Below are 24,186 nucleotides of genomic sequence, written 5' to 3' on the forward strand. Positions count from 1 at the left end.
CTTTCCGCCCCCGGTTCCATCGGACCACGGACGTGCGCCGCGGGCGAAGCGACAGGTCCGGCGGTACCTCGAGGATCGAGCGGCGAAACCGGTTGCCGCTTCGTGGCCGGCTGCGCATCCTGCTGGGATGCGTTTCTCCATCAACATCCCGAATTTCGGTGACTTCGCCGACCCGCGCAAGGTGGCGACCGTTGCGGCCGCCGCCGAACAGGCCGGCTGGGACGGGCTCTTCGTCTGGGACCACGTACTGCACCGGCAGCACCAGGGGCGTCCCTTCGGAGACCCCTGGATGCTGCTGACCGCGGCCGCGCTGGCCACCTCCCGGATCCGGCTGGGCCCACTGCTGACGCCGGTCCCCCGTTACCGTCCGCAGCAACTCGCCCGCCAGGTGGCCACCCTGGACCACCTCAGCGGCGGCCGGGTGACCTTCGCCGCCGGCCTGGGCGGCCCGGTCGAGGACGAATACCGCAGCTTCGGCGACGCCGCCGAGCCGCGCCTCCTCGCCGAGCGGCTGGACGAGGGACTGGACCTGTTGGGCCGCTTCTGGTCCGGCACGCAAGTGAACCACCACGGCCCGCACTACGAAGTCCGGGACGTGACGCTGCTGCCCGCCACCATGCAACGGCCCGGTCCGCCGGTGTGGATCGGCGGGTTCTGGCCGCGTCGTGCGCCCATGCGGCGGGCAGCGCGGTGGGACGGCGCGGTGCCGCTCTTCGAGTCGGCCCGGCACGGCCATGTGCCGGACGTGGCGGAGGTGCGGGAACTGGTCGGCTACGTGCGCAAGCACCGTACGGCCGGGGCTGAGCGCCCCTTCGAGTTCGTCCTCGGCGGTGCGACGCCCCCGGACGCGGCGAAGGCCAGGGACGTGATCGGTCCGCTGCGCGACGCCGGCGCCACCTGGTGGGACGAGCGACAGGTCCAGACCGGCCCGGACCTGGACCGCCTCTCCCCGGTCCTGCGTCGCATCGAGGCGGGGCCGCCGGTGGTCTGATCAGCCGTTCGAAGCTGTGCCGTACGCGTTCGAGGTGTGGCCGCGGACCGCCGCGTCCGAATCGGTCCGCGGCGGTCCTGGCGGCGACGGCGCTGACCGGCACCGGGGCCGGGCGGGTCAGCTCGGGGCCTCAGCTGCCGAAGGGGATGTCCCGGGGGGTGGCCATCCGGCGGGTGTCCGGGTGGGCCTTCACGTAGTCCGTGATGTACGAGAGCGTCTCCCGCACCCCGCTGTCGTCCGTGCCGCAGCCCTTCGGGCCGCTGACGCCGTCCGGGTAGCACGACATCCGGTTGCCGTAGATCAGGCTGTCGACGGCGGCACTCCCGTCGGAGGAGTCGAGCAGGGTGGTGGCACGCTCCTCGTCGCCCTTGCCGACCGTCCAGCCGACGGTCTGCCCGAGCTCTCCTGCGTCCCGGGCCTTCCGGGCGGACTCCAGCTCCTCCCGGATGCTGCCGAACTTCAAGGCCATGTTGAACTTGCCGTTGTCCATGACGCGCTGGCTGCCGGGGACGTTCGGCCCGTGCTCGGCGAAGCCGTCCCGGACCTGCGCGTAGTCGCCGCTGTAGCTGACCGCTTCCTTGGAGTTCAGGTCACCGAGGGCGGTCTTCCAGCCGCTGCCGCCCTCCTTGCCGTAGAAGCCGTAGAGCACCCGGATGCCCCGGCTCTCCAGCTTCTTGCGCGCCATGTCCCGCAGCCCGGCCACGGAGCAGTGGCGCCACTCGGGGTCGCTGCTGTCGCACCAGTCGGGGTTCTTCATGTCCAGCCAGACGAAGGAGACCTGACGCCCGTCGTCATGCTCCTTCGCCACCCGGTCGAACATGGCGGACATGGTGTCCCCGTAGCTGGTGAGCGTGCCGTCGTGGTCGGCCCACCAGCCCTTGCGCCAGGCCGTTGCGTCCATCTCCAGCGCGTTGGCCCCGTTCTCGAGGGCCGTGGTCACCCCGCCCGTGGTCAGCACCCGGTGGGCGATGGCCCAGGTGGGGCGCTGCTCGGTGGTGCGGGGCGTGGTCTTGGAGGCCTTGTCCTCCGGTCCGGCCATGGCGACTCCGGTGCCCAGGGTGGCGGCGGAGACGATCAGGGCCAGTGGCAGCAGTACGGCGCGAAGCCGGCGTGGGGGGGCCATGAGGACAGATCCTTTCCGTTGCTCGGGCTGCGCGTGGGGGGAGGCAGCCCGTATGTGCGTCGGCTGACTGCACGACAGACAGCCAACGGCGGGCCGTCTGCCCGCGGATGCAGCACTGTACGCTAAGTTACCCACGGGTAATCATCGGCTGCGGTCCGTACGCGGCGCCCTGCCGCGCGGATCCTGGCGCCCGCACCGGGGAGCGGCTCGGCCAGGTCCGAGCAAGCGTGATCTTCTGTCCGGGTGCGGTGTTGGGCGGGCAGACCGTGGGCCTGTTGCTGGAGTTGTCCGGCGGCCTGCTGTTCCTCGACCTGCTGCACATCGCCGGGGGCATCGCGTCGACAGGCGCGCTGCCCGTCATCCGCAACCGCTCCCGCTGCACCGTCCTGGTGCCGGCGGGCCGACGAACGAGAGGTATCCGATGTCTCCGGAGGAGATCGTCGACAGCCAGCTGGCCGCCTACAACGCGCGTGACCTGGAGGCGTTCCTGGGCCACTACGCCGAAGACGTCCCCGTGCACGCCTTCCCGTCCGGCGAGGTGATGACGGACCGCTCGGGCCCGGCGTTCCGGGAGCGCTACACCGCGCTCTTCGACGCCAGCCCGGATCTGCACGCGGAACTCGTCTCGCGGGTGGTCCACGGTCGGCTCGTGATCGACCAGGAGGTCGTCACCGGCTTCATGGGCGGCGAGGTCCGGACCGCGGTCGCCCTGTACGAGGTCGGCGAGGACCACATCGAGAAGGTGTGGTTCGCGGTCTGACCCGCCCCTGCGCCGACGCATCACAGAGGAGGGCACACCGCCCTGTGCCGCGGTCACGTGCCGGACACCGTCACCACCTGCTTGCCCACCACACCGCCTCGTTCGAACGCCTGGTGCGCCGCGGCGATGTCCGCCAGCGGATACACGCTGTCGACCACGGGCCGCAGCCCACCGGAGGCCACGTGGCCGGCCAGGGCGCGCAGCACCGCCGCGTCGGGGTCGGAGCTCAAGGTGCGGATGCGGCGCGCGCCGTGCACGGTCGACACGGCGATCGCGGCCACTGAGGAGGCCGACAGGGCGATGGTGGCCATCCTGCCGTTGCGGGTCAGCCGACGCCGGTAGCCGTGCAGTCCGGAGCCGACGGTGTCCAGGATGACGTCGAAGGGGCCGATCCCGTCCGGTGCCGTTACGCCGTAGTCGAAGACCTCGTCGGCCCCCAGCGCGCGCAGCGCCTCGGCATGGCGGCCGCGGGCCAGCGCGGTGACGTGTCCGCCCATCGCGTGGGCGAGCTGCACGGCTGCCGTGCCGACTCCGCCGGCGGCGCCGCGTACCAGGAGGCGTTCGCCGCTGGTGAAGCGCAGGGTGTCGCGCAGTGCGGTCAGTGCGGTGGTCCCGGCGACGACGAGGGAGGCCGCCTCCGCCGAGGAAATGCCTGCCGGCACGGGCCCGATGCGGTCCGCGCCGACCAGGACGTACTCGGCGGCCGGGCCGACGGCGCGCCGCTTGAGCGGGGGCACGGTGCCCCACACGCGGTCCCCCACCCGGTGGTCACGGACATCGGCACCGGCCGCGGCGACGACCCCGGCGAAGTCCAGTCCCACGCCGATCGGGAACCGGCGTCCGGTCACGATCCGCAGTCCCCCGGCGCGAACGATGGTGTCGAGTCCGTTCACGCTGGACGCCTCGACCGCCACCAGCACCTCACCCGGGCCGGGGGCGGGGCGGTCGACGTCGTTGATCCGCAGGACGGCTGGTGCGTCGCCGTAACCGGTGATCTGGGCGGCCTTCATGTCTTGCTCCTATCGGTTGGTGCTGGTCGGTGCGGTGGTGGTCAGTGCGGTGGTGGTCAGTGCGGTGGTGGTCAGTGCGGTGGCGGTCAGTGCGGTGGCGGTGGCGTGTTCGGCACAGGTCCGCCGGGCACCCGGACGGCTGTCCGCCGCGGTGTCTGTCGCTGCGGCGTCTGTTGCTGGGGCGCCTGTCGCTGCGGCTTCGGCTGCTGCGGCGTTTGTTGCTGGGGAGTGCGCCCGGGGCGTCACGTGGGAGTGCGCCGGAATCGCGGTGAGTGCGCTCCGGAAGGGGAGCGCTCACGCGGGCGGGTCCGCGCCGGCTCGGGGCCATGTCTCGAACGGCCGGCAGGTAAGCGGCTCGTGGGGCCGCGGAGCGCTGCGCGGATGCCAGTGCGCGGGTGCCAGTGCGCGGGTGCCAGTGTGCGGGCCGTGCGATCAACCCAGGTGGTCGGTCACCTGGGGGACGTGGTGGCGGTCGCACCCTGCCCGGACGGCATCAGGGGCTCAGGGTTTATGGACTGACGGGCTGCGGGTTTACGGGCTGACGGACTGTGAGTTCACGGGATCGGCCGAGGCCCCGCACCCGGGTCAGGGCAGGAGGACGACCTTGCCCCGGGTACGGCGGGCTTCGATGTCGGTGTGGGCGCGGGCGGCCTCGGCGAGCGGGTAGGTGTGCCGGACGGGCACGTCGAGGCTGCCGTCGGCGATCAGGGCGGCCAGCCGCGGAAGGGCCTCGGGGAAACGGTCGGCCGGGTCCATGCCGGTGAACCGCACGCCGTGCTCGGCGAAGGACGGGTCGGCGATGGTGATGACCTGGCCCGCGTCGCCGGTCAGGGCGACGGAGTCGGCGAGGACGCCCGCGCCCGAGGTGTCGAACACGGCGTCCACCCCGCCCGGGGCGGCGGCCCGGACCCGTTCCACCCAGCCGTCGCCGTAGCGCACGGCGACCGCGCCGAGGCCGGTGACCCGCTCGACGTCCTGCCCGGCGGCGGTGCCGATCACGGTGACACCGCGGGCGGCGGCCACCTGGACGGCGATGGCGCCCACGCTGCCGCCGGCGCCGTGGACGAGCAGTGTCCGCCCCGGCCGCACGCCGAGGTGCTCGATCGCCCGCCAGGCGGCCTCGCCGACCGTGACCACCGCGGCCGCGGTCTCGAACGACACCTCCGCCGGCTTGGTGACGGACCGGTCGAGGAGTGCGTACCGGCTGTAGCCGCCGGCAGAGGCGACGCCGAAGACCTCGTCGCCGACCGACGCGGTGGCGCCCTCGCCGACGCGGTCGACGACACCGGCCACGTCCCAGCCGGGGACCGCCGGGAAGTCGACCGGGAAGACGTCCTGCATCATCCCGGCGCGTATCCGCAGGTCGATGGGGTTGACGGCGGCTGCCCGCACGCGGATGCGGACCTGGCCGGGGCCCGGTTCGGGGATGGCGACCCGGGCCGGCGTGAGGACGTCGGGCCCGCCGTACTCGGAGAAGGTCATTGCAGTGGACATCAGGCACTTCCTGGGATCGAGAACCGCACCGGAAACACTAATCATCCAGAGCGTGTGATTCCGTTGCATCACACGCGCTGGATGATTCACACAGGCGGGATGATGAGAGGTGTGGCCTGAATCACACGATACGTATGATTCTTCGCTAGGATGGGCCCATGCAGGAGCCCCTCCACCGCCGTCGGCCGACCCCGAGCAATCCGCGCGTCCAGCGCACCCGCACCCGCGTACTGTCCGTCGCGCGAGATCTTTTGCCCCAGCTCGGACCGGCCGGACTGACGTACGCGCTGCTGGCCGAGCGCGCCGAGGTCACCCGCCAGACCCTCTACCGCCACTGGCCCCACCGCGCCGCCCTGCTCTTCGACCTGATCCTGGAGGGCCCCGACCTCGGCAACTACCCCGAGCCGGGCGACGACGTACGCGTCGTGGCCACCGACTGGCTGAAGAGCCTGCGCGACGGCATCAGCGAACCGGCCATCCGCACCGCGGTCCTGGCCGTCACCGCTCAGGCCGACCACGACCCCGACAGCGCCCAGGCCCTGACGCGCATCGGCCAGGACCGCCGCGCGGCCCTGAACCGGCTGCTGGAGCCGTCGGGGATCCAGATCGACGACACCGAACACACCCTGCTCTACGGGCCGGTCCTCGCCCGCCTCTTCTTCGACCGCGGCCAGGTGACCGACGTGTTCATCGACACCGTCGTCGACCAGTGGGTCACCACGCTCGAAGGGCGGCGACAGCCCGGGGCTCCGCAGGACTGACGAGGCCGGTGCGCCCGCCCCCACCTCGCCTCGGTGTGCTTCCCCACGCCCCGTCGCGGCTCCGGAATCCCGCGGCACCGACGGCCGCAACCAGGTACGCGCACGGTTTCACGGCCCCGGAACCGGAATCCTGAACCGGAACCGGAACCGGACCACAGAGGACCGGGCGGGGCCGCCCCTCACCCCCGCTCGACCGACCAGCCGAGCGGATACAGGTCACGCCCCGAGTCGCGGACGGCGGGCTCGTCCCCGGCGTCGGTGAAGGCCGTCAGGGCTTCGACCAGGGCTGCCCGTTGGGTGGGAGCCATGCGCGCGATGGTCCGCGCGATCTCGTTGCGCCGCCTGGTCATGACCTGGTCGACGACCGTTCGCCCTTCCTCGGTGAGCCGCAACAGGCTCTCCCGCCGGTTGCTCGGATTGACCTGGCGGTCGGCCAGTCCGGCCGCGATGAGCCGGTCCATCATGCGCATCGCGGTGGACGGGTTGACCCCCAGGCTCTCGGCCAGGACGACGAGCTTCGCCGCCCCGTGCGTCGCGAGCACGACCAGGAGCCGGAACTGCGGGAGCGTCAGCCGGTCCTCGACGGCCGCGAGCGATCGGGCCGACATGGCGACGAGCAGCCGGGACGCCGTCATCACCGCTTGCGTCACGGCGTCCACATCGTCGAGGTCCCGTGCAAGATCGTCGAGGTCCTGTGCGGGGCGTTCTGCATCGGCCATGCCCTCTTTTCTACCCGAAGCCGCACCCCGTGCCGACGCCACTCGGACACCTCGCCCGGCGCCTGGCACACGACCGAACGGACCCGGCGCTCAAGGGACGGGACAAAGCACCGGGCAGCGGCGGACCGGTGGGCGAACGACGTGCTGTTACGGCGAGGCGATCAGGATCCTGCTCCGAAGACGGCCGGGGCCCTGTTCCGAACAGTGCGGCGCCGTATGCCGCATGGGACATACGGGGCCCCGCGAGAGATGCCCGACCAGCGCCGGAACGGCGGCGCACCGTGCCAGTGCCGCGCCCTCCCCGAGCTCGCCTGTCCGGCAAGCCCTTCACCACTTCATCATTGCACAGTGCAAAAGTCCAGGCGTGGGGCAGCAGAAGAGAGACGGGGGCCGCCGAGTACCTGTCAGCAGTGCACTTCGGAACGGCCCGAGCGCCGTCGTCTACTCCGGCCTCGGGGCGACGGCCTCCTCGACCTCCTTGAAGGTGGATTCGCTCACGAGGCCGGTGTCCTCCAGAACCTCCATGTGGTCCATGACGGTCTGGTTCGCCTGCCGGGCATGACGGCGGATCAGGTCGTTCTGCGTCGATGCCCGCACTTCGGCGATGGTGGCGAAGATCTTGCCGTGCGACGCGCGGAGCAGATTCGCGAACAGCCGGTCGAACTCGGCCCCGTGCGCCTTCTTGAGCTGGTCGACCCAGCCCTGCTGCTCGGCGGACGCCTCCTCGGGCAGCCCCACACCCAGGATCTCGGCGTCCTCCCGGACCAGTTGGTCCAGCTTGCTGTGCCCGTCGAGCAGATGCAGCCCGGCCCGCTTCACCGCCTCGCTCTCGCCGTGGGTCTGCGCCAGTCGACCGGCCGGGATCTCCCAGAGCCCCGCCTGGCGCACCTTGACCAGGAACGTCTTGTCGACCTGAGTGACGGGCTGCGGCCCCGGCGCCGCCCGGCCGGCCGCGGAGCCCGCCTCCGTCCCGGCCCCGTGGCCCGCACCGTGCGGCGAGGCGCTGCCGACGCCCACGGTTCCGTCCGCCGAGGTCTGGCTCGCGTCGCTCTGCTGAACGGCGAACAAGGAAAGGCCGGCGAGCGCCGCGGCGGCGACGGCAGAGGTGATGACGATCGTGCGCGTTTTGCCCTTCGGCTGGGCATCGCGACGGTGGTGGTACATGGTGGTGCCTCCCTCGACACAGGTGCTGACGTTGTCGCGGGAGGGGCGGCTGGCACGGCGCGCTCTCCTGCAGTACGGACGCACCCCGCGCAGCGTTCAGTAGTGGCACGCACGCATCGGATCCGGGAATCCGCAGCCAAGAACCAGGAGCCCGAAGCCGGGGCCCGAAGCCCGCGGCCCGGAGCCACGCACTCCGAGCGCGAAGCCTGAAAGCCCGCCCCCCGGACCCCGGACCCCGGCCCGGTCATCTCACCGGCTCAGCCGCTGGAACTGCCGCACCGCCAGAGGCAGGAAGACCGCCGTGATCACCAACGGCCACACCACTGCCATGAGCAGCGCGTGCTGCTCGACCCACGTGTCGCCCCCGGCGCCCGGGTTCCCGAAGAGCTCGCGCGTTGCGGCGACGGTGGACGAGACGGGGTTCCAGGCCGCCACCGGGGCCAGCCAGGCCGGCATCAGCGAAGGCGCCACATAGACACTGGAGATCATGGTGAGGGGGAAGACCACGGCGTACAGGCCGCCCGCCGCCTCCGCGTCGGGCACCACGAGGCCGCACCACACCCCCACCCAGATCAGACTGAAGCGCAGGAGCAGCAGCAGCCCGAAGGCCGCAGCCGTCGCCGCGAGCCCACCGTCGGAGCGCCAGCCGATCACGAGGGCGGTGGCGGCGAGGATGGCGAGTTCCGCGGCGGCCACGACCAGATCGGCCACCCCCTGGCCCGACGCCACCGCCGAAGGGGCCATCGGCATGGATCTGAAGCGATCGGTGACCCCCTTGGCCGAGTCCGCCACCACGGCCATCGCGGTGCTCATGAAGCCGAACACCATGGTCGTGGCGAACATCCCCGGCATCAGGAACGGCCGGTAGTCGCCGCCGTCCGGCACCTGCATGGCGCCGCCGAAGACGAAGCCGTACAGCAGCACGGAGACGATGGGGAAGCCGAGTCGCCAGAGAATCGCGACCGGCTGACGGCGGTAGTGCAGCATGCCGCGGCGTACGACATTCCCGCAGTCGACGAGCGCCCAGCGGCTCCGCTCGTACAGACTCTCCGCCCGTGGGACGGCCGGTTCGACAGCAGTGGTCATCGGGCAGCCTCCGTACGGTGTCCGGTCAGACGCAGGAAGACATCGTCGAGACTCGGCCTGCGCAGTCCGAGGTCCTCGACCTGAACACCCTCGTCGCGCAGGGTCCGCGCGACCTCCGTCAGCGCGGCCACCCGGTCGTTGACGGGTGCGTGCACCCGGCGCTCCCTCTCGACCGTTTCGGGCTCGGCGCCGGGGGCGGCGACGCGGGCGATCACCGCGGCCACCCGCCTCAGGTCGCGGGCGTGGGCCGTGACGACCTCGATGCGGTCGCCGCCCACCGTGTTCTTCAGTCCGCCGGGAGTGTCATCGGCGATGGCCCTCCCCCGGTCCATCACCGTGATGTGCGCGGCGAGCCGGTCGGCCTCGTCCAGGTACTGCGTGGTCAGCAGTACGGTCGTGCCGCCTGCCACCAAGGTCCTCACGGTGTCCCAGACTTCGCCCCGAGCCCGCGGGTCGAGTCCGGTCGTCGGTTCGTCGAGGAAGAGCACCTCGGGGGTCAGGATCATCGACACGGCGAGGTCGAGCCGGCGCCGCATCCCGCCGCTGTACTCGTCCACTCCCCTGTCGCCCGCCTCCGTGAGGCCGAACTCCTCGAGCAGTTGACCGGCCCGGTGCCCGGCGCGTCGGCCGCCGAGGCGGAAGAGCCTCCCGAACACTTCCAGGTTCTGCCGCCCGGTGAGGCTCTCGTCCACGGCGGCGTACTGCCCGGTGAGACCGATGCGCCGCCGCACTCCCTGCGGGTCGCGCGCAGGATCGACCCCCGCAACGGTCACCCGGCCGCCGTCCAGCCGGACCAGGGTCGCCAGGATCCGGACCGCGGTGGTCTTGCCCGCGCCGTTGGGGCCGAGCAGTCCGTGCACCGTGCCCCGGCGCACCGCCAGGTCGAAACCGTCGAGAGCACAGGTCTCTCCGTAGCGCTTCCGCAGGCCGTCGGCCCATACCGCGTACTCCTGCCGTCCGTTCATGTGCGTCACCCCTTCGAGGAACTGAGTACACCGTACCCTTTTCAGCGTACGGTGTACTCGATTTTGGGGCGGAGGCATAGAGTGAGCCCATGACGAGCAGCAGCCTCGAACTCCTGTGGGGCACCGGCGAACGCCCCAGCCGCGGCCCCAAACCGGGCCTCAGCCTCGACCGGATCGTCACCGCCGCCGTCGAAGTCGCCGACGCGGAGGGCCTGACGGCCGTCTCGATGCGCCGCGTCTCCACCGAACTCGGCGTCGGCACGATGTCGCTGTACCGGTACATCCCCGGCAAGGCCGAGCTCCTCGATCTGATGCTCGACCGCGTCCAGGCCGAGTCCCTCGCCACAGATCCGCCACGGGCCGCCGACTGGCGCGCGACCGTCGGCCTCCTGGCCCGCAGCCATCGGGAGCTCTTCCACCGGCACCCCTGGCTGATCGGGGTCAACGAGGCCCGGTCCGCCCTCGGCCCCAGCACCCTGCGCGGGCTGGAGCTCTGCGTGACCGGCCTCCGGAGCATGGGCCTGAGCGACCCCGAGACGATCTCGGTGATCATCGCGGTGCAGAGCTTCGCCACGGGCATCGCCCGGATGGAGATCCAGTCGGCGCAGGCCGCCGAGGAGACCGGCGTGAGCCACGAGGAGTTCTGGGAGGGGCAGCGGCCGTTCCTGGAACGGGCCATGCAGAGCGGGCAGTTCCCCAGCATGGCCGCCCTGTCCGAGGACACGTTCTCCCAGGAGTTCGACCACTTCGGCTTCGGACTCGAGCGCCTCATGGACGGCCTGGAGGCCCTTGTCGCACGGCGGGCCGCGGAAAGCGACGCGGGATGAACACGGCCGGTCGGCCGAGCCTCATGTGATCAGCACCGGACCGCGTCCGGGCACCGCAGCCGTCATGACCGGTGAAGTCCGACAACACGGCGCGTCCGGTCCGGGAACGGAACCGGAACCGGGACGAGGAGGTGACGGGATGCACGACGGCGGCGGCGAACAGCACCGTCGCTTCGAGGCTGCGAGCGGCAACGGAGCGGCACACACCGGCAGTACCGAGGACCGCGGAGCCCAGGTGCGCACCGCCTTCGCAGGGTTGCTACAGATCCGGACGGTGATGAACACCGGGGCCGCGGAGCCTCATGCGGTTCCTGCCCCATGGGAACGGCACCGGCCCGTACAAGCCGTGGCCCTGGCGCTGGAGGCCGCGGGCATCCCGCCGTCGGCGACCGGCCCCGACGGCCGCCGCACCGCTGTCGGGTACTGCGTCGGCGAGGCCGGCACACCGGGCACGGTCCGCGTGGAATGGCTCGGTCCGCCGGGCAGCGGCGCGGCGCAGCACCAGCAGGCCGAGCTGAAGCGGTGCGCCGAGGTCCTGCGCCCGCTCGGATGGGAGGCCCTGGAGTACCGGGGCCGCGGCCGGCAGCGCTTCCTGGAAGTGGAACCCCTTCCACTGCCCACCTGACCGCGAGTCCACCGTCCCGCTTCCCGGATGGGACGAGCGACGGCAGGTAAGGCACCAACGCAACCCGTTTGTCACTCCGCCGGTAGCCAGGGAGCGGTGCGCAAGTGCGCGACGCTGCGGCGGTCACGGGCCTCCGGAGGTCCGCCGGCCGCCTTGCCCACCGCAACCATGGAGATGATCGCCCAGCCTGGGTTCGGGTCCAGCTCCTTGGTGAGCCCTTCCAGGTCGAAGGCCCGGAATTGGCGTGCGGCCAGTCCCATGGCCTGGGCCTGAACAGTCAGGTGGGCGACGGCCTGGCCGAGGTCGTAGTCCGCGAACTCGGAGTAGAACAGCTGCGTGTCATCGACGTGCCGGCGCGCCAGCGTGACGACGAGCAGGCCCGCATCCGTCGCCCAGCGGGCCGAGCTCGGCGCCAGGTGAGAGAGCACCCGGTCGTGCTCCGGCTCACCGGGCCTGCTGACGAAGAAGCCCCACGGCTGGGAGTTCCCCGCCGATGGTGCCCACCGCGCGGCTTCCAGCAGCAATCCGAGGGCGTGATCGTCAACAACCGCCGACGGGTCGAACCGGTAGGGGCTGAAGCGCCCGGCGAGCAGTGGGTGTATGCCGCTGGACGGCTCCTGAGGATGGTGCATGTTCCGCTGCAACGGGCAACCACGAGTGGGTATTCCGGCCGATGCGAGCGCAGGCACCGCCCACGCCGGACGATCGGCCGGCAACGAAGGCCCACGAGGGGAAACCCGCACATTGATCACGACTCGATACGCGCCCTGGTGGTCGGCCCCGGAAGTGCCTGCGGATTCGGCCACCCCCGCGTACGGCCGGATCTCCTGCTTCAGGGCCGGTAGCTGCACTCCGCCAGCTTCGCGTGCCGTTTCCAGCCCAGCGTCTCGTACAGCGCGCGCCCGGCGTCGGTCGCGCCCAGAACACCGAGGACCGCGCCCGTCTCCAGGGCGTGGTCGGCAAGCGTACGCATCACGAAGTTGCCCAGCCCGCGCCGCCGATGGACCTCCCCGGTCACCATCCGGTCGACGACCACGGCTTCCCCGAGGGATGCCATCTGCCCCTGGGCCGCCTGCTCGCCCGCCGCATCCAGCACCCGAGCGTAGGTGACGGCTCCCACGGTCTCCACGGTCACGGTGTACCCCGCAGGCGCGACCGGGTCCGTGGCCATCAGGTCAACGGCCATCAGATGGCCGGTCTCCTCCATCACCCACCCCTGAGGCAGCCAGGACTCGAGCTCCTCCGGCTCCGCGGGCATCTTCATCCAAGTCCGCGGCACGGACACCGAGGCCGCGGCGCTGCGCACCAACGACTCCTCGGGCTCGGGCAGAACATGGCGTCCCACTTCGTCGGGGTTGCCGGCCACCTCGACATAGAGCCCCCAGGGCTTCCTGACAGGCGGGGGCGTCCGCCGGGACAAGGCCCAGCCCGCCACCCAGGTCATGACTGTGTCCGCAACCATCAAACCCTCCCGAAGCTGTGGCCGCATCAACGGCCAGGTAATAGGCAGTAGCCGGGATCACACATTACGCCGCGGTGCAGACCGCGGCATCTGTTGTGCCGGGGTGCATATCTGAAGGGCAGTCGTCAAAGATCACAAACAGCGCATCGCGTAGGTGCCCGGGCACTACTCCAGCCGCGGACACGTCTGCCAACGGGCGGGCTCACCGTCTTCGTCTCGCCGCATCGGGTCGCGCAGGGGCCGCTGCTCCTCGCGCGGCACGGAGGCGGTGAGCGGTCCGTCCAGGAGTCAGCTGCACTGCCAGGTGAACATCGCCCGGTCGAAGCGGCGCCGGGCCAGGTCCTCGGGGCGTATGAGCCAGTAGAGGACGCCGCAGTCGCCCCACATCATGCCGGCGTCGTCGTCCGAGTCGAACTGGGCGAGCAGCACCCAGCGCAGGGCCTCCTCCTGGATGCGCGGGTCGTTCCAGGGCGGGCTGCCGAGCACACCGTGGGCCACCTCGGCCTCCACCTCGTCCTGGACCGGGTGCGCATGGCCTCCGATGCGGTGCTCCGCGCCCTCGAAGTGATCGCTCAGCGCCTCCTGGAAGTCCTCGCCCCACACCGGGTGGTCGTCGGGCATCGGCGCGAACTCGCGGTAGACAGCGGGGTGCCAGGGGTACGGCTCCGTCGTCTCGGACCGTGCCGTCAGCGGTATCGCGGTGAACGGATCGATCCCCTCCGGCGCGGGCCGCTCGGTGACGGGCACGCCCGCCGGTATGTACAGCACGCGCGCGCCCGCCCGGCTGTCGGGCTCATCGGGCGCCACCACCGCGGTGCCGTCGTCCAGTTGCCCGTCGAAATAGAAGAAGGCCAGCGTGCCGTCGGTCGGCAGGGCGATGTCGAGACCGGCCGAGGGGAGCGCGGCGCAGTCGAGCGACGCGACGAAGGAGAGGGGGCCGTGCCCCTCCCAGACGGGCCACTCCTCGCTCTCCGGGAGCTCCGGCAGGCCGCCGAGCCGGCCGACGACGGACACCGCGCCCTGGCCATGTCCCGTGCCCTGGCCGTTTCCCGTGCCCGTGCTCGTACCCGTGCCCGCTCCCCTGTCCGTCCCCGTTCCCGTGGCCTTGTCGAGGCGCAGGCTCGGCCGCAGCAGGCCGATCCACCGCTCGGCGATCTCGTGGGGCAGATGCTCGCGGGCGAGCGCGTGCAGCGGGTCGGTGGTGCCGTGTGTCATGGGGACGATGATGCAGGCCCCCACTGACAACGGACCGTTACTGGCAACGGGCTGTCCCCGGCAACAAGCCACTCGGGCAACGGCCCGTTCACGTCGGGGTCTTCACACCACGGCCGCCCCCGCCCGCACCCCGGTCCCCGAACGGGGAGCCGGAGGCGGGCGGGGGCGGCCGCCGGGTGCCTACTCCGTGATGTCGATGTGCATGTTGAAGGTCCGCCCGGCGATCCTCACCAGGAGGTTGCCCTGAACGCCGCGGGTGTCGAGGGTGTCCCCGACGTTGCCCTTCCCCGCCTTGGCCTTGTCCTGCGGTTCGAAGCTGTGGAAGTCGGTGAAGACACCGTCGCCGGAGGCGAAGCCCGCCGCCTTGTCCCACTGGCCCTGCAGGGTCTCGTAGGCGGTGCTGCTCATGGGCTTGCCGCCCAGGCCCAGGTTGACCCGCTGTCCGCCCACATAGGCGTCGGCGCACAGTTCGAGGATCTTCGGGATCCGGGTGCCCTTCAGCGTCTTGTCCTGCTCGACCGCGGCCAGCAGTCCGTCGGCGTCGGCGCTCAGCTTGCGCTGCCGGGCCTCCCGCGCGGCGGTCGAGGTGATCTCGACCTGGTCGCTGTCGATCGCCTTGTGGGCCTGCTCGAACCCGTACGCCTTGTCGCAGGCGATGCCGATCGTCGTGCTCCACTGCTTCGCGCCGAGCCACTCGCGGTCGAACCCGACCGACGCGCAGTACGCGATGAGGTCCGCTTCCGCTTCCTCCGTGCTCTTGGCGTACTTCCCCTTGGGCATGGCGATTCCCCCGATTCCCCAGTGTCGTTCCGGTTGTCGATCCGACGGCCACCAAGGTCCCATGACGGACCATCACTGTCACCCGGTTCCACCCATTCCGACACCGTCAGCACCGTATGCGGGCCATTCATCCTGGTGGGAGCCATACCGAACTGTTGTCCATTCAGTGGCAGTTGTCCGGCAACCTCCGGATTTCCGTAGGGCGACCCCGGACCGGGCTCCGGACCCGGCACACCCGGGCCCGGGGGCCCGGCTTCAGACCCGGGCGCGGCCGAAGAGGCGCGCGCCGCCGAGCAGGCAGACGGCGGCCAGGGCGAGGGTGACGGCGGCGCCGGCGGCCACGGTGCCGTTGGCGTAGCGCCCGAGGAAGGCCTGGCGCACCGCGTCGGCGGTGTAGCGGAGCGGTACGACCCGGGAGACGCCGTTCAGCCAGCCGGGGGCGAGGGTCATCGGCAGCAGCAGGCCGGAGAGCAGCATGACCGGCATCACCGCCGTGTTGACGACGGCGGCGAACTCCGGCGCCGTCCGGATGTTCATGGCCAGGCCGTAGGAGAGGGCCGACATCGCCGCCGCGAGCACCGCGACGAAGAGCAGGCCGATGAGGACGCCGGGCAGCGGAGCGCGGAGGCCGAACGCCAGGCCGATCAGCACGAGGAGCACGGACTGCGCGAGGAGCTGGACGACGTCGCGCAGGGTGCGGCCCAGCAGCAGGGCCATGGGGCTCACCGGTGTGACGCGCATCCGGTCGATCACCCCGAGGTTGCGGTCCATCAGCAGCCCGAGGCCGACGTAGGAGCCGCCCAGCAGGGCGAGCTGGACGAGCACTCCGGGCACGAACGCCTGCCAGGAGGAACCGCTGGTGCCCAGGTCGACCTCGGTCAGCAGCGGTCCGAACAGGGCGAGGAAGAGCAACGGCTGGAGCATGCCGAAGAAGAGGCTGGTTCCGGAGCGGAGCGTGGCGCGCAGGTAGCGGCCGAAGATGATGCCGGTGTCGGCGAGCAGGGTCATGGCGGGAACCTCGGGTCGGCTGCGGAATCCGGCGATGGACGGCGGATCCGGCAGGTGGACGGTTGGCAGCGGGTGGGCTGCGGAAGCGGTGGACGGGCCGCGGACACAGCGGGCGGTCCGCGGCGTCAGAGGGTGACGGGCGCGTCGGATGCCCTCCGGCCGGTGATGGCCAGAAAGGCGTCCTGGAGCGTGGCGGAGGGGCCGCCCGCGTAGCGGGTCTTGAGGTCGGCCGGGGTGCCCTCCGCGACGACGGCCCCCTCGTCCACGACGACGATGCGGTCGGCGAGGGCGTCGGCCTCATCCAGGTAGTGCGTGGTGAGGAAGACCGTGGCGCCGTGGGCGGAGCGGATGCGCCGCACCAGGTCCCACAGTTCGGCGCGGCTGCGCGGGTCGAGTCCGGTGGTGGGCTCGTCGAGGAAGAGCACTTCGGGCCGGTTGACCAGGCCGAGCGCGATCTCGGCCCGTCGGCGCTGGCCGCCGGAGAGCGCGGCGGTGGGCCGGTCCAGCAGGTCCAGCAGGTCCAGTTCGCGGGCGAGTTCCCCGGTGCGCTGCCGCACCACGGACCGGGGCAGCCGGTGCAGCCTGCCCTGGGTCGTCAGTTCCTCGCGCACGGTGCAGGTGGGGTCCAGGCCGCCGGACTGAGCCACGTAGCCGATCCGGCGGCGTACGCCCGCGGGGTCGCCGAGCAGGTCGAGCCCGGCGACCTCGGCTTCACCCCCGGTGGGCGGCAGGAGGGTGGCGAGCATGCGCACGGTGGTGGTCTTGCCGGCGCCGTTGCGGCCGAGGAAGCCGAGGATCTCGCCGCGGTCGACGGTCAGGTCGAGGCCCCGGAGCGCGGGTACGGGACCGGTCTTGAGCCGGAACGTCCGGGTGAGGCCCCGGGTCCGGATGGCAGGTGAGGACATACCGGCGATGAAAGCACAGCGCATTGCAAACTTGCAATGGACTTAAAGTTTGGCGTTCAGTTAGACTTCCGGCCATGACCGAAGGGCTGCGGGAACGCAAGAAGCGGCAGACGCGGAAGCGCATCTCCGAGGTGGCCGTCGGCCTGTTCGTGGAGCGCGGATTCGAGCACGTCACGATCGCCGAGGTCGCCGAGGCGGCGGAGGTGTCCGTGAACACCGTCTACAACTACTTCCAGGCCAAGGAGGACCTCGTCCTGCCGCCGGACCAGGCGTCCCCGGAGCGGCTCGCCGACATGGTGCGGCAGCGCGCCCGCGGCGAATCCGCCGCCGGCGCGGTGCTGAGCACGCTGCGCGACGAGGTGCACCGCCGGGACCGCAGCCTCGGCCTGACCGCGGGGTTCGGCCGCGTCTACGCGATGATGCGGGCCGCCCCCACGCTCACCGCCCGGCTGGAGGAGCTCGGCCAGCAGATGACCGACGCGCTCGCTCTCGTCCTGGCCGAGGAGACCGGTACCGGGCCGGACGACCCGCTGCCCCGGGTGGTGGCGGCCCAACTCGGCGCCCTGCACGCGCTGATCTTCGCCGAGATCGGCCGGCTCACCTCGGCGGGCGCCGGCCCGGACGCGATCGCCGCGGCGGTGCTGCGCCTGCTGGACGTCAGCGAGGATCTGCTCGGCGAACGCCTGCTGGGCTTCGCCGTACGAGAGGAGTGACCGTGTTCCGAGTGACCATCCGCGGAACCTTCGACGGGCTGAGCGAGGCGGACCGGGCCGGTCTGCTCGCCGACGCGGACGCGTTCCGGGCCGCCTTCACCGAGGTCGGCACCTTCACCTACGACCGGAGCCTGTCGGCCTTCACTTTCCGGTGCCAGCTCCCCGCCGGCCCCGACGACGGCGAGGAGGAGGCCACCCGGCGGGCCGTCACGGCACTGGAGGCCCACGGGTATCCGCACCGGATCCTGCGCGTGGCGGTGACGGACATGCGGGAGATCAAGATCCGCCGCAAGGGGCGGGCGCGGTAGCCGGGCGGCTGGAGCCCGCCCGGCTACCGCGCCGCGCCCGCTGCCCGGGCCGGCGGCTCGTCCGGCCCGGCGCCGAGCGGATGTCCGGCGCCGGTCGGGCCCGGCGAGGACGGCCGTCACGGCGCGGCCAGCGCCTCCGTCGGCGGCATGCGGGACGCCCGGACCGCCGGGTAGAGACCGGCGACGGCGCCGATGAGCAGCGTCAGCGCCAGACCGCCGGACACCGCCCACCACGGAACCACCACCGACCAGCCCTGCGCCGTGGCGTACGCAACGGTCACCGCCGTGCCCAGCAGCACCCCGCCCGCCCCGCCGAGGGCCGTCAGGAGCAGCGACTCGGCCAGGAACTGCAACCGGATCTGCCCGCGGGACGCCCCGAGCGACCGGCGCAGCCCGATCTCCGGGCGCCGTTCCAGGACCGAGACGACCATGGTGTTGGCCACCCCGATGCCCCCGACGAGCAGCGCCACCGCGCCCAGGCCCAGCAGCAGGGCGCTGAGCGTCTCGTCGGTGGCCCGGCGCGCGGCGAGCGCGTCCGAGGGCCGGGAGACCCGTACTTCGGTGGGCGCCTCCGGATTCGCGGAGGCCGCGAGCACGGAGCGCACCGTCTCCACGGCCGGTTCGGCGGATCTGACGTAGAGGCAGGAGGGGTGTCCGTCGAAGCCGAGGTAGCGCTCCGCGGTGCGCCAGCCGACGAGGGCGGCTCCGTCCAGTTCGCCGGCGAGCGGCATCGGGGCCAGGATGCCGGTCACGCTGAACCACTCCTCCCCCAGCCAGACCCGGAGTCCGGGGGTGCGCACGTCCAGGCGCCGGGCCGCCGAGGCGCCGAGGACGACGCCCGGGTAGCGGGAGGTGGCGTCGTTCAGCCAGGAGCCCGAGCGGACCCGGCCGGCGAGGGCGCGCGGCAGGTCGGCGCGGGCCGCCAGCACCTCGATGCTGTTGGTCTGCCCGACGGGGATGCGGTCGTTGCGGTAGACGTGCGCCTCGACCCGGCCGACCGCCGACACCGACCGCACCGGCCCGATCCGGCGGACCATCGCCACGGCGCGCTCGGGGAGTTCGGCCGAGCCGCCGTACATCGTGCTGCCGGGGGCGACGGTGAGCAGATTGGTGCCGAGCCGGTCCAGGGCACGGTCCAGACCGGCCCGGCTGGAGGCGGAGATGCCGACCACCGAGAGCATCGCCGCGATACCGATGGCCACGCCGAGCGCGGAGAGCACGACCCGCAGCGGACGGGTGCGCAGACCGGCCGTGCCGACCCGGACCACATCGGCGGCGCTCAGCCGCGCCTGGACCAGTTCCCCGGGCCCGGTCACGACGCCCCGCCCGGTGCCGGTTCGGAGGCCGGGCGGCCGTCGCGCATGTGCACCCGGCGGGGCAGTCCGGCGGCGACGTCCCGGTCGTGAGTGATCACCAGGACCGTGGTGCCGGCCGCGTGCAGCTCCCGGAGGACCGCCAGCACGGCGGCGCCGGAGGCGGAGTCCAGGTTGCCCGTCGGCTCGTCGGCGAGCAGCAGGACCGGGTCGCCGACGACCGCGCGGGCCATCGCCACCCGCTGCTGCTCACCGCCGGAGAGCTGGTGCGGGCGGTGGCCGAGCCGGTGCCCCAGCCCTACCCGCTCCAGGGCGTCGGCGGCCGCCCGGCGCCGCTCGCGCAGCGGCACGCCCGCGTAGAGCAGCCCGCCGGCCACGGTGTCCAGGGCCGAGGTCCCGGCGGACAGGTGGAACTGCTGGAAGACGAAGCCGATCCGGCGGGCCCGCAGCGCCGAGACCCGGCGGTCGGACAGCCGGGCGACGTCGTGCCCGTCGACCAGCACCCGGCCGGAGGAGGGCCGGTCCAGGGTGCCGATGATGTGCAGCATCGTGGACTTCCCGGAACCGGACGGACCGACGATGCCGACCAACTCGCCGTGGGCGACGGTCAGATCGACACCGCGCAGCGCTTCCACGCCACCGGGGTGGACCTTGGAGACCCGGTGCAGCTCGACGACGTTCATCCGGGCATCCCCACCGTGCGGCCGGCCCTGATCCCCTCGCCGCGCACCTCGACCCGGCCCTCGGCGAAGAGACCGGTGCGCACGGGCGCGATCCGGGTGCGCGGTGGTGCGCCGTTCCGCCCGGGTTCGACGAGTTCCAGGCCGTAGCCGCCCTCCGCGAGGGCGAGCAGCGCGGCCACCGGCACGGTGAGGGCTCCGGTGCGCCGGTCGGCGGTGAAGCGGATGCCGACCGGGGTGTGTTCCGGGCCGCGGAGCGCCTGCTGGTCGGCGACGGACACGGTGATGCGGACGGTGGCGTCGCCGCCGGTTCCGGAGCCGCCGGAGCCGCCCCCGTCGGACCCTCCGGAACCACCGCCTCCCGCACCACCACCCGCACCGCCGCCGGATCCGGAGGAGCCAGATCCGCTGCCTCCCGAACCGCCCGAACCGCCCGACGCGTTCCCGTCCGTGCCGTCCTGCGAGCCGTCCTGCGAGCCCTCGCCGGAGCCCTCGTCCGCGCCCGTGCCCGTGACGGTGCCCCGGACGGTCCGTCCGTTCTCCAGCTCCACCCGCACCTTCGCTCCCCGGACCGCCCAGCCGGCGTCGATCACCCGCACCTCGGCCGTGACCACCCGCTCGGTACCGGTGCAGGTCAGGACCTCGGCGTCCGCGGAGCCGCCGACGCGGGCCGTGTGCCCGGCGATCCGCACCGGACCCGGCGCGTACACCACCTGCCCGACGGCGACCGATCCGGTTCTGCGCAGGCCGAGGCGCGCCTGCCAGCGTTTGACCGCGGCGGCCGTGAAGGCGGTGTACCGCTCGTCGGCGTCGAAGCCGACATAGCCGAGCGCCGCCAGATTGCGTTCGAACTGCAGGACGTCCCGGCCGCGGGAGCCCTTCCTCAGCTCGCGGTACATCGGCAGGGCGCCGTAGAGCAGCGGCACCGGCCGGTCGTCCGCGCGGAGCAGCGGTGCGCCCCGGGTGACGGTGCTGCCGACGGCCGGCAGCCAGGTCACCGTGCCACCGGCCCGGGAGGCGACCGGCGTGGCGGGGCCGTATCCGAGTTCGCCGTCCACGGTGGTCGCGTCGGTCAGCGTCTGCCGGGTGACACGGGTGGTGGCCGCGGGGCCGTCGCGGCGCTGCGGCTCGTCTCCGCCGCCGGTGCCCGCGACGCCCACGGCGACGACCGCGGCCACGGCCGTCACGGCGGCGCCGGCCGCCACGATCCGCGTCCGGCGGGTTGCCTTCCTCATCCGCCGCTCACCGCCGATCCGCCGGCGCCGGCGCCGGGCAGGAGTTCACGGCAGGCCTCCAGCGCCTCGGGGGTCTGGGGATCCTTCTTGACCCGTTCGGCCAGCTCCGCGTCCATCTCCGGTTCGCCGGTGCGCGGATCGGGGTCGGGGTACTGCGGAACCCCGTGCCGCCGCATGCACGCGGCGTACCGGCCGCGCTTCTCGATGTCCTCGGGCGACGCCTTCTCCGGAGCGGTGCCGCCGGGCTGCAGGTCGCGGCACTTCTCGGCCGCTTCGGTGATCTTCCGGACCGGGGTGCCGTCCTTGTCCACCTGGGGCAGTCCCTCGGAGGTCTCCTCCAGCACCACGCCGTGCCGGCGCATGCAGGCGGCGTACTCCCGGGCGCGCTTCCCGTCGTCCGGGTCCGCCGAACCGCGGGCCGTCGGCGAGCCGTCGGCCGTGGCCACTCCGGGTCCGTGGTCGTTGCCGCACCCGGTGAGTCCCAGCACCGCCGCGAGCAGGGCCGCCGCCGCGAGTCGTACCGTTCGTTGTCCAGCCATGGTCGGATTCCTTCCCTTTGGCCGGTCCGTGCCGTAGCCGATGAGAGCGAACGGTTTGTAAGTTCGCTGTCAGGATGAGCGCTTATGCGTGCCTTATGGGCGATGGCGCACCATCCGGGAATCGACTCGAGGGGTGGCCGGTGGTGCGGGTGCTCGTGGTGGAGGACGAGGAACTCCTGGCGGACGCGATCGCCGAGGGGTTACGGCAGGAGTCCCTGGCCGTGGACGTCGCGTACGACGGTGCGGCGGCGCTGGACCGGCTGGGGGTCAACGAGTACGACGTCCTCGTGCTCGACCGGGACCTGCCGCGGGTGCACGGCGACGAGGTGTGCCGCGCCGTGGTGGCCGAGGGGTACGGCACGCGCATTCTGATGCTGACCGTGGCCGGCGACGTCGGCGACCGCATCGCCGGGCTCTCGCTCGGCGCGGACGACTACCTGCCCAAGCCGTTCGCCTTCGGCGAGCTGGTCGCCCGGGTACGGGCGCTGGGGCGGCGGGCCCGCCCGGCCACTCCCCCGGTGCTGGTCCGGGCGGGCATCTCGCTCGACCCCGGCCGCCGGGAGGTCTTCCGCGACGGCCGGTACGTCCCGCTGTCCCGCAAGGAGTTCGCCGTGCTGGAGGAGCTGCTGCGGGGCGAGGGCAGCGCGGTGAGCACGGAGCAGCTGCTGGAGCGGGCCTGGGACGAGAACATCGACCCGTTCACCAACGTCGTCCGCGTCACGGTCATGACCCTGCGCCGCAAGCTGGGACCGCCGCAAGTGGTGCGGACGGTCGCGGGGTTCGGATACCGGATCCCGTGAAGCCGAACTCCTGGACCATCCGCGTTCGGCTGACCCTGCTCTACGGCGGGCTGGTCCTGCTGGCCGGGCTCGCGCTGCTGACCGTGACCTATGTGATGCTCGACCGGATCATCGCCACCCAGCCGATCACTCCCCCGACGGGGATGCCGGCGAGCGCGACGGGCGCCGGGGCCGGACCCGCGCCGTCCGCACCGGCCTCGCCGGGCCCCCGGGCGTCGGCCGGGGCACCGGCACCCCTGCCCGCGGGCGGGGACGAGCGCGAGGCCGTGGCGGCCAAGCGGCGGCTCACCGCCGCCACCGAGGAGCTCCGGCAGGAGTTCCGCCGGCGCACGCTCGACCCGCTGATCGGCCGCGGGGCCCTGACACTGGGCATCTTCGCCCTGGGGGGCCTGTGGATCGGCTGGCTGGTCTCCGGGCGGGCGCTGCGGCCGATCAGCCGGATCGTGGCCACCGCGCGGCGGGTGGCGGACCGCAGCCTGCACGAGCGGATCGCGCTGACCGGACCGCGCGACGAACTGCGCGAACTGGCCGACACCTTCGACGACATGCTGGGACGGCTGAGCGCGGCGTTCGAGGGGCAGCGGCGGTTCGTGGCCAACGCCTCCCACGAGCTGAAGACGCCGCTGGCCATCAACCGGACGCTGCTGGACGTGGCGATGGCCCGGCCCGACGCGCCGCCGCAGCTCCGGCACCTCGGGGAGACCCTGATCGAGGTGAACGCCCGGCACGAACGGCTGATCGAAGGTCTCCTCATGCTGGCCCGGTCCGAGTACACGGTGGCCGACCCGGTGCCGCTGGACCTGGACGACCTGGTGCGGCACGCGGTGGACGCCGCCGGGCCCGAGGCGGCGCGCGCCGGCGTGACGCTGTCCTGGGACGCGACCCCGGCGCCGCTCACGGGCGATCCAGTGCTGCTGGAGCGCCTGGTGCAGAACCTGCTGCAGAACGCGATCCGGTACAACACCGCCGACGGGTGGGTGCGCGGCACCTGCCGCCGCAGCGGCGGGTCCGTCCGGCTGACCCTCGCCAACAGCGGTCCGGTCGTCGCGGCGCACGAAGTCCCCGCGCTCTTCGAGCCGTTCCGGCGCCTCGACGACCGGGTCGGCTCGGCGCGGGGGGGAATGGGGCTCGGGCTCTCGATCGTCCGCTCGGTCGCCCGGGCGCACGGCGGCACCGCCGTTGCGACACCGCGCCAGGGGGGCGGACTGGAGGTGGCGGTCACGCTCCCCGCGCACTGAGTGTGCCCTGATGCGCCGATACGCGCCGTGTATGTATGGGTATACGTCTTCCGCGCGCTATGTCTGCCCCGACATCACTGGGGGCGGTGAACGGACCTGGCACATCTCGGACGGATCGACGGATCGCAAATGAGGCAACCATGGACTCGCGCAACGAGTGCCGGATCTGTGCACTGTGCCTGCTCCTCCCGGAGCACGGGGCGGAGGGCGGCACGACGGCCGTACTGGAGCGGGTCGGCCTGCTCAGCCACCGCGAGCGGGACGTCCTCCTGCTCCTGTCCGGCGGCCCGTCGAACCGCGATATCTCCCAGGCACTGTGCATCAGCGAGCGAACAGCAAAGGCCCACGTTTCGAGCATTCTCAGCAAGTTGGCGGTCAAGTCCCGTTTACAGGCCTGCCTGATCGCCTGCGCCTATCACGCCCAGAACTGTCCCAAGGGCCAATAGATGACACCTCCCGGTATCT

The 24,186-nt window shown here is 72.4% G+C and carries 27 protein-coding genes; 10 read left to right on the plus strand and 17 right to left on the minus strand.

Features of this window, described 5'->3' with window-relative positions:
- The first annotated feature begins 127 nt into the window (after positions 1-127).
- A complete protein-coding gene (locus tag ACFYYR_RS04815) occupies positions 128-991 on the plus strand; it encodes an LLM class flavin-dependent oxidoreductase (protein ID WP_388846919.1) in 864 nt (287 codons plus the stop codon).
- Between the two features lie 130 nt (positions 992-1,121).
- On the opposite strand, the gene ACFYYR_RS04820 is transcribed toward ACFYYR_RS04815, so the two are convergent.
- The gene (locus ACFYYR_RS04820) at positions 1,122-2,114 is read right to left on the minus strand and encodes a phospholipase (protein WP_388846921.1); all 993 of its coding nucleotides are present in this window, start codon (positions 2,112-2,114) and stop codon (positions 1,122-1,124) included.
- Between the two features lie 421 nt (positions 2,115-2,535).
- On the opposite strand from ACFYYR_RS04820, the gene ACFYYR_RS04825 reads away from it, so the two are divergent.
- Positions 2,536-2,874, plus strand: a complete 339-nt coding sequence (locus ACFYYR_RS04825; protein ID WP_388846923.1) for a nuclear transport factor 2 family protein — start codon at positions 2,536-2,538, stop codon at positions 2,872-2,874.
- 53 nt (positions 2,875-2,927) lie between these two features.
- Here ACFYYR_RS04825 and ACFYYR_RS04830 read toward each other — a convergent pair whose 3' ends face one another.
- Together ACFYYR_RS04830 and ACFYYR_RS04835 are read right to left on the minus strand one after the other, a co-directional pair.
- Positions 2,928-3,884 carry an NAD(P)-dependent alcohol dehydrogenase gene (locus tag ACFYYR_RS04830; protein WP_388846925.1) on the minus strand — a complete coding sequence of 319 codons (957 nt, stop codon included), beginning with the start codon at positions 3,882-3,884 and terminating at the stop codon, positions 2,928-2,930.
- Between the two features lie 585 nt (positions 3,885-4,469).
- On the minus strand, positions 4,470-5,378 hold the full coding sequence (locus ACFYYR_RS04835) for an NADP-dependent oxidoreductase (protein WP_388846926.1): 909 nt from the start codon (positions 5,376-5,378) through the stop codon (positions 4,470-4,472).
- A 158-nt stretch (positions 5,379-5,536) separates the two neighbouring features.
- Between ACFYYR_RS04835 and ACFYYR_RS04840 the strand changes: the two genes are divergently transcribed.
- Positions 5,537-6,139 carry a TetR/AcrR family transcriptional regulator gene (locus tag ACFYYR_RS04840; protein WP_388846928.1) on the plus strand — a complete coding sequence of 201 codons (603 nt, stop codon included), beginning with the start codon at positions 5,537-5,539 and terminating at the stop codon, positions 6,137-6,139.
- A 179-nt stretch (positions 6,140-6,318) separates the two neighbouring features.
- Here ACFYYR_RS04840 and ACFYYR_RS04845 read toward each other — a convergent pair whose 3' ends face one another.
- The 4 genes from ACFYYR_RS04845 to ACFYYR_RS04860 all read right to left on the minus strand — a co-directional run bounded on the left by ACFYYR_RS04845 (position 6,319) and on the right by ACFYYR_RS04860 (position 10,073).
- A complete protein-coding gene (locus ACFYYR_RS04845; RefSeq protein ID WP_388846930.1) occupies positions 6,319-6,858 on the minus strand; it encodes a MarR family winged helix-turn-helix transcriptional regulator in 540 nt (179 codons plus the stop codon).
- Between the two features lie 441 nt (positions 6,859-7,299).
- Positions 7,300-8,022 carry a DUF4142 domain-containing protein gene (locus ACFYYR_RS04850; protein WP_388846932.1) on the minus strand — a complete coding sequence of 241 codons (723 nt, stop codon included), beginning with the start codon at positions 8,020-8,022 and terminating at the stop codon, positions 7,300-7,302.
- A gap of 249 nt (positions 8,023-8,271) precedes the next feature.
- Positions 8,272-9,108, minus strand: coding sequence for an ABC transporter permease (locus ACFYYR_RS04855; protein ID WP_388846934.1), 837 nt, complete (start codon positions 9,106-9,108; stop codon positions 8,272-8,274).
- Entirely contained in the window at positions 9,105-10,073 is a 969-nt protein-coding gene (locus ACFYYR_RS04860; protein ID WP_388846936.1) for an ATP-binding cassette domain-containing protein, read from the minus strand. The genes ACFYYR_RS04855 and ACFYYR_RS04860 overlap by 4 nt, the downstream gene beginning before the upstream one ends.
- Positions 10,074-10,162: 89 nt before the next feature.
- Between ACFYYR_RS04860 and ACFYYR_RS04865 the strand changes: the two genes are divergently transcribed.
- Together ACFYYR_RS04865 and ACFYYR_RS04870 are read left to right on the plus strand one after the other, a co-directional pair.
- The gene (locus ACFYYR_RS04865; RefSeq protein ID WP_388846938.1) at positions 10,163-10,900 is read left to right on the plus strand and encodes a TetR/AcrR family transcriptional regulator; all 738 of its coding nucleotides are present in this window, start codon (positions 10,163-10,165) and stop codon (positions 10,898-10,900) included.
- Between the two features lie 139 nt (positions 10,901-11,039).
- Positions 11,040-11,525 carry a hypothetical protein gene (locus ACFYYR_RS04870; RefSeq protein ID WP_388846940.1) on the plus strand — a complete coding sequence of 162 codons (486 nt, stop codon included), beginning with the start codon at positions 11,040-11,042 and terminating at the stop codon, positions 11,523-11,525.
- Between the two features lie 71 nt (positions 11,526-11,596).
- Here the strand turns inward: ACFYYR_RS04870 and ACFYYR_RS04875 are convergent, their stop codons facing one another.
- The 6 genes from ACFYYR_RS04875 to ACFYYR_RS04900 form a co-directional block, all read right to left on the minus strand.
- Positions 11,597-12,157 carry a nitroreductase family protein gene (locus ACFYYR_RS04875; protein ID WP_388846942.1) on the minus strand — a complete coding sequence of 187 codons (561 nt, stop codon included), beginning with the start codon at positions 12,155-12,157 and terminating at the stop codon, positions 11,597-11,599.
- 200 nt (positions 12,158-12,357) lie between these two features.
- The gene (locus tag ACFYYR_RS04880) at positions 12,358-12,987 is read right to left on the minus strand and encodes a GNAT family N-acetyltransferase (protein ID WP_388846944.1); all 630 of its coding nucleotides are present in this window, start codon (positions 12,985-12,987) and stop codon (positions 12,358-12,360) included.
- A gap of 288 nt (positions 12,988-13,275) precedes the next feature.
- A complete protein-coding gene (locus tag ACFYYR_RS04885) occupies positions 13,276-14,202 on the minus strand; it encodes a YwqG family protein (RefSeq protein ID WP_388846946.1) in 927 nt (308 codons plus the stop codon).
- A gap of 180 nt (positions 14,203-14,382) precedes the next feature.
- Positions 14,383-14,982, minus strand: a complete 600-nt coding sequence (locus tag ACFYYR_RS04890) for a hypothetical protein (protein ID WP_388846948.1) — start codon at positions 14,980-14,982, stop codon at positions 14,383-14,385.
- Positions 14,983-15,237: 255 nt separating this feature from the next.
- A complete protein-coding gene (locus ACFYYR_RS04895) occupies positions 15,238-15,990 on the minus strand; it encodes an ABC transporter permease (RefSeq protein WP_388846950.1) in 753 nt (250 codons plus the stop codon).
- Positions 15,991-16,115: 125 nt separating this feature from the next.
- The gene (locus tag ACFYYR_RS04900; RefSeq protein ID WP_388846952.1) at positions 16,116-16,895 is read right to left on the minus strand and encodes an ABC transporter ATP-binding protein; all 780 of its coding nucleotides are present in this window, start codon (positions 16,893-16,895) and stop codon (positions 16,116-16,118) included.
- Positions 16,896-16,969: 74 nt separating this feature from the next.
- Here ACFYYR_RS04900 and ACFYYR_RS04905 point away from each other — a divergent pair, with 74 nt between their 5' ends.
- Both ACFYYR_RS04905 and ACFYYR_RS04910 read left to right on the plus strand, forming a co-directional pair.
- Positions 16,970-17,608, plus strand: coding sequence for a TetR/AcrR family transcriptional regulator (locus ACFYYR_RS04905; protein ID WP_388846954.1), 639 nt, complete (start codon positions 16,970-16,972; stop codon positions 17,606-17,608).
- 2 nt (positions 17,609-17,610) lie between these two features.
- Complete coding sequence (locus ACFYYR_RS04910; RefSeq protein ID WP_388846956.1) at positions 17,611-17,916, plus strand: DUF6204 family protein; 306 nt, start codon at positions 17,611-17,613, stop codon at positions 17,914-17,916.
- 116 nt (positions 17,917-18,032) lie between these two features.
- Here the strand turns inward: ACFYYR_RS04910 and ACFYYR_RS04915 are convergent, their stop codons facing one another.
- From ACFYYR_RS04915 to ACFYYR_RS04930, 4 genes are read right to left on the minus strand one after another with little or no spacing between them, the layout of a single operon-like run.
- Positions 18,033-19,232, minus strand: a complete 1,200-nt coding sequence (locus ACFYYR_RS04915) for an ABC transporter permease (protein ID WP_388846958.1) — start codon at positions 19,230-19,232, stop codon at positions 18,033-18,035.
- The gene (locus ACFYYR_RS04920) at positions 19,229-19,912 is read right to left on the minus strand and encodes an ABC transporter ATP-binding protein (RefSeq protein ID WP_388846960.1); all 684 of its coding nucleotides are present in this window, start codon (positions 19,910-19,912) and stop codon (positions 19,229-19,231) included. Before ACFYYR_RS04920 ends, ACFYYR_RS04915 begins: the two co-directional genes overlap by 4 nt.
- Positions 19,909-21,144, minus strand: coding sequence for a peptidoglycan-binding protein (locus tag ACFYYR_RS04925; protein ID WP_388846962.1), 1,236 nt, complete (start codon positions 21,142-21,144; stop codon positions 19,909-19,911). The genes ACFYYR_RS04920 and ACFYYR_RS04925 overlap by 4 nt, the downstream gene beginning before the upstream one ends.
- On the minus strand, positions 21,141-21,683 hold the full coding sequence (locus ACFYYR_RS04930) for a hypothetical protein (RefSeq protein ID WP_388846964.1): 543 nt from the start codon (positions 21,681-21,683) through the stop codon (positions 21,141-21,143). The genes ACFYYR_RS04925 and ACFYYR_RS04930 overlap by 4 nt, the downstream gene beginning before the upstream one ends.
- Positions 21,684-21,826: 143 nt before the next feature.
- Between ACFYYR_RS04930 and ACFYYR_RS04935 the strand changes: the two genes are divergently transcribed.
- The 3 genes from ACFYYR_RS04935 (at position 21,827) to ACFYYR_RS04945 (ending at position 24,167) form a co-directional block, all read left to right on the plus strand.
- Positions 21,827-22,483 (plus strand): response regulator transcription factor, encoded by a 657-nt coding sequence (locus ACFYYR_RS04935; RefSeq protein ID WP_388847281.1) that lies wholly within the window; start codon positions 21,827-21,829, stop codon positions 22,481-22,483.
- Positions 22,480-23,721, plus strand: a complete 1,242-nt coding sequence (locus ACFYYR_RS04940) for an ATP-binding protein (protein WP_388846966.1) — start codon at positions 22,480-22,482, stop codon at positions 23,719-23,721. Before ACFYYR_RS04935 ends, ACFYYR_RS04940 begins: the two co-directional genes overlap by 4 nt.
- Positions 23,722-23,861: 140 nt before the next feature.
- On the plus strand, positions 23,862-24,167 hold the full coding sequence (locus tag ACFYYR_RS04945) for a response regulator transcription factor (RefSeq protein WP_388846968.1): 306 nt from the start codon (positions 23,862-23,864) through the stop codon (positions 24,165-24,167).
- The last annotated feature ends 19 nt before the right edge of the window (positions 24,168-24,186 follow it).

It is taken from the genome of Streptomyces sp. NPDC001922 (assembly GCF_042891165.1).
Classification (GTDB): domain Bacteria; phylum Actinomycetota; class Actinomycetes; order Streptomycetales; family Streptomycetaceae; genus Streptomyces.